6 protein-coding genes are annotated in these 6,274 nt (G+C 74.3%); 1 reads left to right on the top strand and 5 read right to left on the bottom strand.

Annotation, left to right across the window (positions count from 1 at the left end; translation table 11 throughout):
- Both dapC and fdxA read right to left on the bottom strand, forming a co-directional pair.
- On the bottom strand, positions 1 to 1,647 hold a 1,647-nt coding region (gene dapC, locus E0504_RS52160), incomplete at its 3' end, for a succinyldiaminopimelate transaminase (protein WP_243657569.1).
- Positions 1,648 to 1,706: 59 nt separating this feature from the next.
- A complete protein-coding gene (fdxA, locus tag E0504_RS21895) occupies positions 1,707 to 2,030 on the bottom strand; it encodes a ferredoxin (protein WP_018502185.1) in 324 nt (107 codons plus the stop codon).
- A gap of 558 nt (positions 2,031 to 2,588) precedes the next feature.
- Between fdxA and E0504_RS21885 the strand changes: the two genes are divergently transcribed.
- The gene (locus E0504_RS21885; protein ID WP_131625784.1) at positions 2,589 to 3,611 is read left to right on the top strand and encodes a transglutaminase-like domain-containing protein; all 1,023 of its coding nucleotides are present in this window, start codon (positions 2,589 to 2,591) and stop codon (positions 3,609 to 3,611) included.
- 4 nt (positions 3,612 to 3,615) lie between these two features.
- Here the strand turns inward: E0504_RS21885 and E0504_RS21880 are convergent, their stop codons facing one another.
- From E0504_RS21880 to E0504_RS21870, 3 genes are all read right to left on the bottom strand, one after another.
- Complete coding sequence (locus E0504_RS21880; protein WP_112104646.1) at positions 3,616 to 4,329, bottom strand: flavin reductase family protein; 714 nt, start codon at positions 4,327 to 4,329, stop codon at positions 3,616 to 3,618.
- 135 nt (positions 4,330 to 4,464) lie between these two features.
- Positions 4,465 to 4,998 carry a DUF6113 family protein gene (locus E0504_RS21875; RefSeq protein WP_235013557.1) on the bottom strand — a complete coding sequence of 178 codons (534 nt, stop codon included), beginning with the start codon at positions 4,996 to 4,998 and terminating at the stop codon, positions 4,465 to 4,467.
- A gap of 190 nt (positions 4,999 to 5,188) precedes the next feature.
- Complete coding sequence (locus E0504_RS21870; RefSeq protein ID WP_200835123.1) at positions 5,189 to 6,220, bottom strand: S1C family serine protease; 1,032 nt, start codon at positions 6,218 to 6,220, stop codon at positions 5,189 to 5,191.
- Positions 6,221 to 6,274 lie beyond the last annotated feature (54 nt).

Below are 6,274 nucleotides of genomic sequence, written 5' to 3'. Positions count from 1 at the left end.
CATCTGCCCCGTCTGGTACGGCAGCGGCGGTTGCTGCTGCGGCGCGCTGCCGCCGCCGTTCTCATACGAGGGGACGGGCAGCTGACCCGTCTGGTACGGCGGTGGCGTGCCCTGCCCGGCGGCACCCTCACCCGCACCGGAGTACGACCCCGACCGACGGTGGGCGCCCTGGGGGTCCCGGTAGGGATCTCCGGGCTGCCCCGAGCGGACGTCCCGGCCTCCCCAGAAGTCCTGGGGCTGCCGGTATTCCTCAGGCTGCCGGTACTCCTCGGGCTGGCGGTACTCCTGGGCCGAGCCGAAGTCCTGGGTGGGGCGGTAGTCCTGGGACGGCCGGGCGCCCGGATCGGGCTGACTCGACCGGTACCGGTCGAACGAACCGACGGAGCTCTGGTCGGCCCGCGCCGGCTCACCCGCTCCGTACCCGGACGGACGGCCGGAGGACCAGCCCTGGTCACCGCCGCGGCCCGCACCCACCGGATGCGGCCCCGAAGCCGCGGGGCCGGGCGGCCCGGCGGGCGGGTAGCCGGCCGGCTGCTGGCCCCAGCCCGGCGCGGCCTGCGCGCCGCTCGGGGCGCCTGCCGCGGGGAGCATGGTCATGCGCTCCGGAACGGTGGCGATCTGGGCGTCCGGGGCGGTCAGCGCGACCCGCACGTGCCGCCGGCCGGACTCACCGTAGAAGCTCCCCGGCGCGACCAGGACACCCACGCTGGACAGCGCGTCCACCGTGGCCCAGCAGTCCTCGCCGCGGGTGGCCCACAAATAGAGACCGGCCTCGCTGTGGTCGATCGTGAAGCCCGCGACGGCGAGCGCCGCGGCGAGCACCGCCCGCCGGTTGGCGTAGCGGGCGCGCTGGTCGGCGACGTGCATGTCGTCCGCGAGCGCGGCCGTCGCCGCCGCCTGCACCGGCGACGGCATCATCAGCCCCGCGTGCTTGCGGAGCTGGAGCAGCCCGTCGACGAGCTCGGGGTCACCGGTGACGAACCCGGCCCGGTACCCGGCCAGGTTCGAGCGCTTGGACAACGAGTGGACGGCGAGCAGGCCCTCGTGGGAGCCGCCGCAGACATCCGGGTGGAGCACCGAGACCGCGCGGGCCTCCCAGCCCAGCTCGATGTAGCACTCGTCGCTGGCGACGATCACGCCGCGCTCACGCGCCCAGGTGACCACCGCGCGCATCTCGTCCACCGACAGGACACGCCCCGTCGGGTTGCCGGGCGAGTTCAGCCAGACGAGGGCGACACCCTCGGCGGGGCCGACGACCGGCTCGCAGTGCGCGAGCAGGGCGCCGACCTCGTAGGTCGGGTAGGCCGGGGTGGGCACCCAGACGCGGTCCCCGGGCTCCAGGCCGAGCTGCGAGGGAAGCTGGGCGACCAGCTCCTTCGTGCCCAGCACCGGCAGCACGGCGGACGGCTCCACCAGCACTCCGAGCCGGCGGGCCAGCCAGCCGGCGGCCGCCTCGCGAAGATCAGGTGTACCTGCGGTGAGCGGGTACCCCGGAGAGTCCGCGGCACCGGCGAGGGCATGGCGCACCACCGCCGGCGTCGCGTCGACCGGGGTACCCACCGACAGGTCCACCAGCCCGTACGGATGCGACCGCGCCTTCTCCTTGTACGAGACCAGGTGGTCCCACGGGAAGTCGGGCAGCCGCACCCGCGACCGTCCCGGCGATCTGATCGTCCGGGACGGTCTCGCCGACTCCCCTGAACCGGTCAGGACTCGCCCTGGGGAGCCAGCGCGGAGATGGTGGGCGGGTCGAAGTCGAGGGCGCCGACCTTGGAGGCGCCGCCGGGCGAGCCGAGCTCCTCGAAGAACGACGCGTTCGTGTCGGTGAAGGTCTTCCACTGGTCGGGGACGTCGTCCTCGTAGTAGATCGCCTCAACCGGGCAGACGGGCTCACAGGCACCACAGTCGACGCACTCGTCAGGCTGGATGTAGAGCATCCGTCCGCCTTCGTAGATGCAGTCGACCGGGCACTCCTCGATGCAAGCCCTGTCCTTCACATCAACACAGGGCTCCGCGATGACGTAGGTCACCGGACGTTCCTCCTCGAGCTCACGGGCGACTGATTCCTTAGTATCGACCTGGACCGTTCGGTGTCGACAACAAGGGCGTGCACTAGTGGTGTATGTCGTCCACATCACTCCGGCCGACATCGGCTCCCGGGTCGTGATCCGGCGCCGTATCTCTGGTCCGCTCCCCCTGAGCGATGTTCTGGGCACGCTTGAGTCCTGGTCGGAAGGCGAACTCCGCCTCCGCCGCACCGACGGTACGACAGTGAGTGTGCCCGAGGAATCCCTCGTAGCGGCGCGTGTCGTGCCCTTGACACCCCGGCGGGCCAATCCTCGGCCCCCCGGTCGGGCGACACCATTGGACCAGCCCGGAACGCCCCCTCGCCACGACATTGCGGAACGCAACGATCAGATCACGGAATCAGATCGCCCCGCCGCTCTCCGCACGGACGGCCAGGTCGGCGCCGACGCGGATGGAGAGTACCCGGACGCCGGTGACGACGATACCGGGGACAATGGCGGCGACCGGGACGCGAGTGGCGCCGACCCGGGCGGCGCCGGCCCGAGTGTGGAGGTCCAGCGGTGAGCGCCCACAGCAGGCGGATGTTCGCCACCGTCGTCCGCCGCGAACCCGTCGACCTGGCACTCGCGTGTCATCTGATCGCCGCCGAGGCCGGCCCGGAGACGAACCCGGCCGAGACGACCCGTGCCCTCGACGCCCTGGCCGCCGACACCGCCGCCCTCCTCGCGGCCCGCCGGGCCGCTCCGCGGGGCCGTGGCGCGGCTGGTGCCGGTACCGACACCGGTGCCGCTTCCGGGGCCGGGGCCGGGGCCGCCACTGAGGCCGCTTCCGGGGCCGGGGCCACCTCCGGGGCGGTTCCCGGGGCCGCCTCCGGGGCGCCGGCGGAGCGGGGCACCGCGGCCGACGCGGGCACCGACGCCGGCGGGGGCACGCTGACCGGGCTCGACCTGCGCGCCGCCGCCGAGGCGCTGCGGGAGTCCCTCGGCGAGCGGGCCGGGTTCGCCGGGCACGAGTCCGACTACGACGACGTTCGGGCCTCGTTGCTGCCCGACGTCATCAGCCGGCGCCGCGGCCTGCCGATCCTGCTGTCCATCGTGTGGATCGAGGTCGCGCGCAGAATCGGCGTCCCCGCCTACGCCGTCGGGCTGCCCGGCCACGTGATCGTCGCGGTGGGCGCGCCCCATGAGAACGTCCTCGTCGACCCGTACGCCGGGGGGGAGATCATGACGGTGCACGACGCGGCGGCACGAGTGCGCGCGGCCGGCGCGGCGTTCACCCGGGCCCAGCTCGCCCCGATGACCCCGGAGGACCTGCTCACCAGGGTCCTGAGCAACATCCGGGTGCTCGCGGCACGCACCGACGTCCCACGCACCAGGCTGTGGGCGGTGGAGCTCTCGCTCCTGCTGCCCCGCCACCCCGCCGTGCTGCGGCGCGAGCGGGGCGAGCTGCGCGTCCGGCTGGGCGACTTCCTCGGCGGCGCGACGGACCTGACCAACTTCGCCGACGCGGTCACCACCGTGGAACCCGCCGCCGCCGCGGCCGCCCGGCACGCCGCCGCGGCCGCCCGCGCCCGCCTGAACTGAAGGCTTACGAGGACGAGCCGGCCCGGCGCGAGCGAGCCGGCTGGTCGGCCGAGAGGTACGAGCCCTCGTAGAAGATCAGCGGAGCGGCATCCGGCCGCTGCGCCGCCAGCGCGACCACCTCTCCGATCACCAGCGTGTGGTCACCGCCCGGATGCGTCGCGACGGTCCTGCACTCCAGGACGGCGAGCGCGCCCTCCAGCAGGGCGACCCCGGTCCGCGCGCCGAGCGAGTACCGCCAGCCCAGGAGCTGCCCCCCGCCACCGCCGGACCGCCCGTCGCCCCCGTACCCGTCGTCGGTGGGCCGGTCGGCGCCGCGGCGGGCGAAGTCGCGGGACGCCTGATCCATGTCGGCGGCGAGGATCGAGACCCCCCACACCCCGGCGTCGAGGAGCGGGGCGTGGAACCGGGCGTCCTGACGCACGCTGACGAGGACGAGCAGCGGGTCGAGGGAGACCGAGACGAAGGAGTTGGCCGTCATCGCGAGCTGGTGCCCGTCCACAACCGTGGTCAGGACGGTCACACCGGTCGCGAACCGGCCGACCACCCGGCGGAACGCCGCCGCGTCGGGCACGGCCAATCCGTCCGGAGCCGTCGGGCCGTCCAGGGAGCCGGCGGCGGGGAGGTCGGGCCCGGGCTGGAGCTCGGCCGGGCACGGCTGCGCGCGGGCCGTCTCCGCCGGAGCGGGTTCGGGCAGGGGCTGGCGCGCGGGGCTGGCCACGGCGGCAACGCTACAGCGGCGGAAGTGGCCCCACCGCCCTGTCGGGACACCTCGGTGACCATCGGCACAACCCCGGCAGGGCCCACGGCCCCACCGTCACCCGGCCGACCGCGCGGACGCTCCTCCCGGCCGCCCTCAGCGGGGAGGCACCGTCGGGGGACGCGGCGGCAGCGCCGTCAGGCCGCGCCGCGCCTGCCCGAACACGGCCACGACCACCGGCGCGAACACGCCTATCCCCAGGAAGAGGTAGCCCGTAGCGGTCGCCTTCAGCAGCAGGTCGCCCTCGGTACGCGACGCGGCGAGAAGCAGGACGACGGGGATCCAGCCGACAAGCGGGATCATCGCCCCGAGCCGGGTACCGGTCAGCCAGCGGACCAGAAACGGCACCCCGGTGTTACCGAAAAGCGCCAGCAGCAGGCCGATGGAGATCAGCGTCCCGCCCGGCCGCGGGCCGGAGGGCACCAGAACGACGCCGTACACCCCGAGCACGAGCCCGGCCACGATGCCGAACGCGTACGAGACACCGAGGAAGGCACGATGGGGCTCCTCGGGCGGCCCCGGCACCGCGGCGGCCGGGACGGCCCGGCCGGCAGCGGCGCCCGGGGTGGCCGGGGTGGCCCTCCCCTGCCGGCGCGCGGACGGCTTGGAACGCTCCTTCGAAGGCGTCAAGGCCGTCGACGGAGCCGGATCACCGCTCGCGTCGTGACCGTGGCCAAGCGTCGGACGGGGCATTCCCCGACAGTAGGCCATGGACCGCCCGATCACGCGCCGAGGCCGAACCGTCGATCTCGCACCGCCCGCCAGCCGGCCGCCCCGGCGCCAGGCCCCGTTCCGCTGCCGGCTTCTCCGGGTCGGTGCCCTACGGGGTTACGAGTTCCCGGGGCACGGCTATGACGTCCACGAGGGCGCCGCGACGCCAGACTGTCATTTCGACGGGTTGTCCGATGGTGTCCTCGGTCAGCAGTCGCTGGAGATCGCCCGGGCCGGCGACGGGCGTCCCGGCGATCGACAGGACGAGATCGTCGGTGAACAGTCCGGCCTGCCCGGCTGGGCTACCCTGTACCACCTCCGCGAGGCGCACGCCGTGGCGTTGCCCCGTCCGCTCGGCCAGGGCCGGCGGGAGCGGCACCCGGGCACCGGCCACACCGAGGTAGGCGCGGCGGACTCGGCCATCCCGGATCAGTGCCGCGAGGATGCGCCTGGTGGTGGCGTTCACGGGGACGGCCAGGCCGAGCCCGACGCCGGCGACGGCGGTGTTCACCCCGACCACGCGGCCGTCGGCGGTGACCAGTGCCCCGCCGGAGTTTCCCGGGTTCAGCGCGGCGTCCGTCTGGATGACCTCGTCCACGACGCGCACGGCCGAACCGGAGCGGGTCGGCAGCGAGCGGTTCAGGGCGCTGACCACGCCGGCGGTGACGCTCCCGGTCAGCCCCAGCGGATTGCCGACGGCGACGACGAGTTGGCCGACCCGCAGCGTCGCCGCGTCGCCGAGCTCGGCCGGGCGCGGTGTGGAGCCGCGGGCCCGCAGCACGGCGAGGTCGGAGAGCGGGTCGGCTCCCACCAGGTCCACGGCACGCTCGGTCCCGTCGACGAACTCCACCGTGCCGACCGGCTCGCCGGCCCGGCCGGTGCCTGGACGTCCCTCGACGACATGCGCGGAGGTGAGCAGGAACCCGTCCTCGGTGAACAGCACCGCGGAACCGGCTCCGGCGCCACGCGAGGTGCGCACCCGCAGGCTTCCCACGCTCGGCCCGACCCGCTCGGCCACCCGGGTCACCACACGGGAGTAGGCGTCCAGCGCCGCCTCACCACGATCACCGGACGGCGCGGTCTCGTCGGGGAGTGCGATCTGGTCCTCGGGGCCCGGGTTGGCGGTGGCGCCTGCGTCCATCCGATCCTCCTCGCGATTACAGTGTTGCACTGCAATCAACGCAAGCGAGGAGCG

The sequence above is a fragment of the Parafrankia sp. BMG5.11 genome (assembly GCF_004337455.1).
Note: the sequence above shows the minus strand (reverse complement) of the source record. Positions and strands in the feature narration are given on the sequence as shown.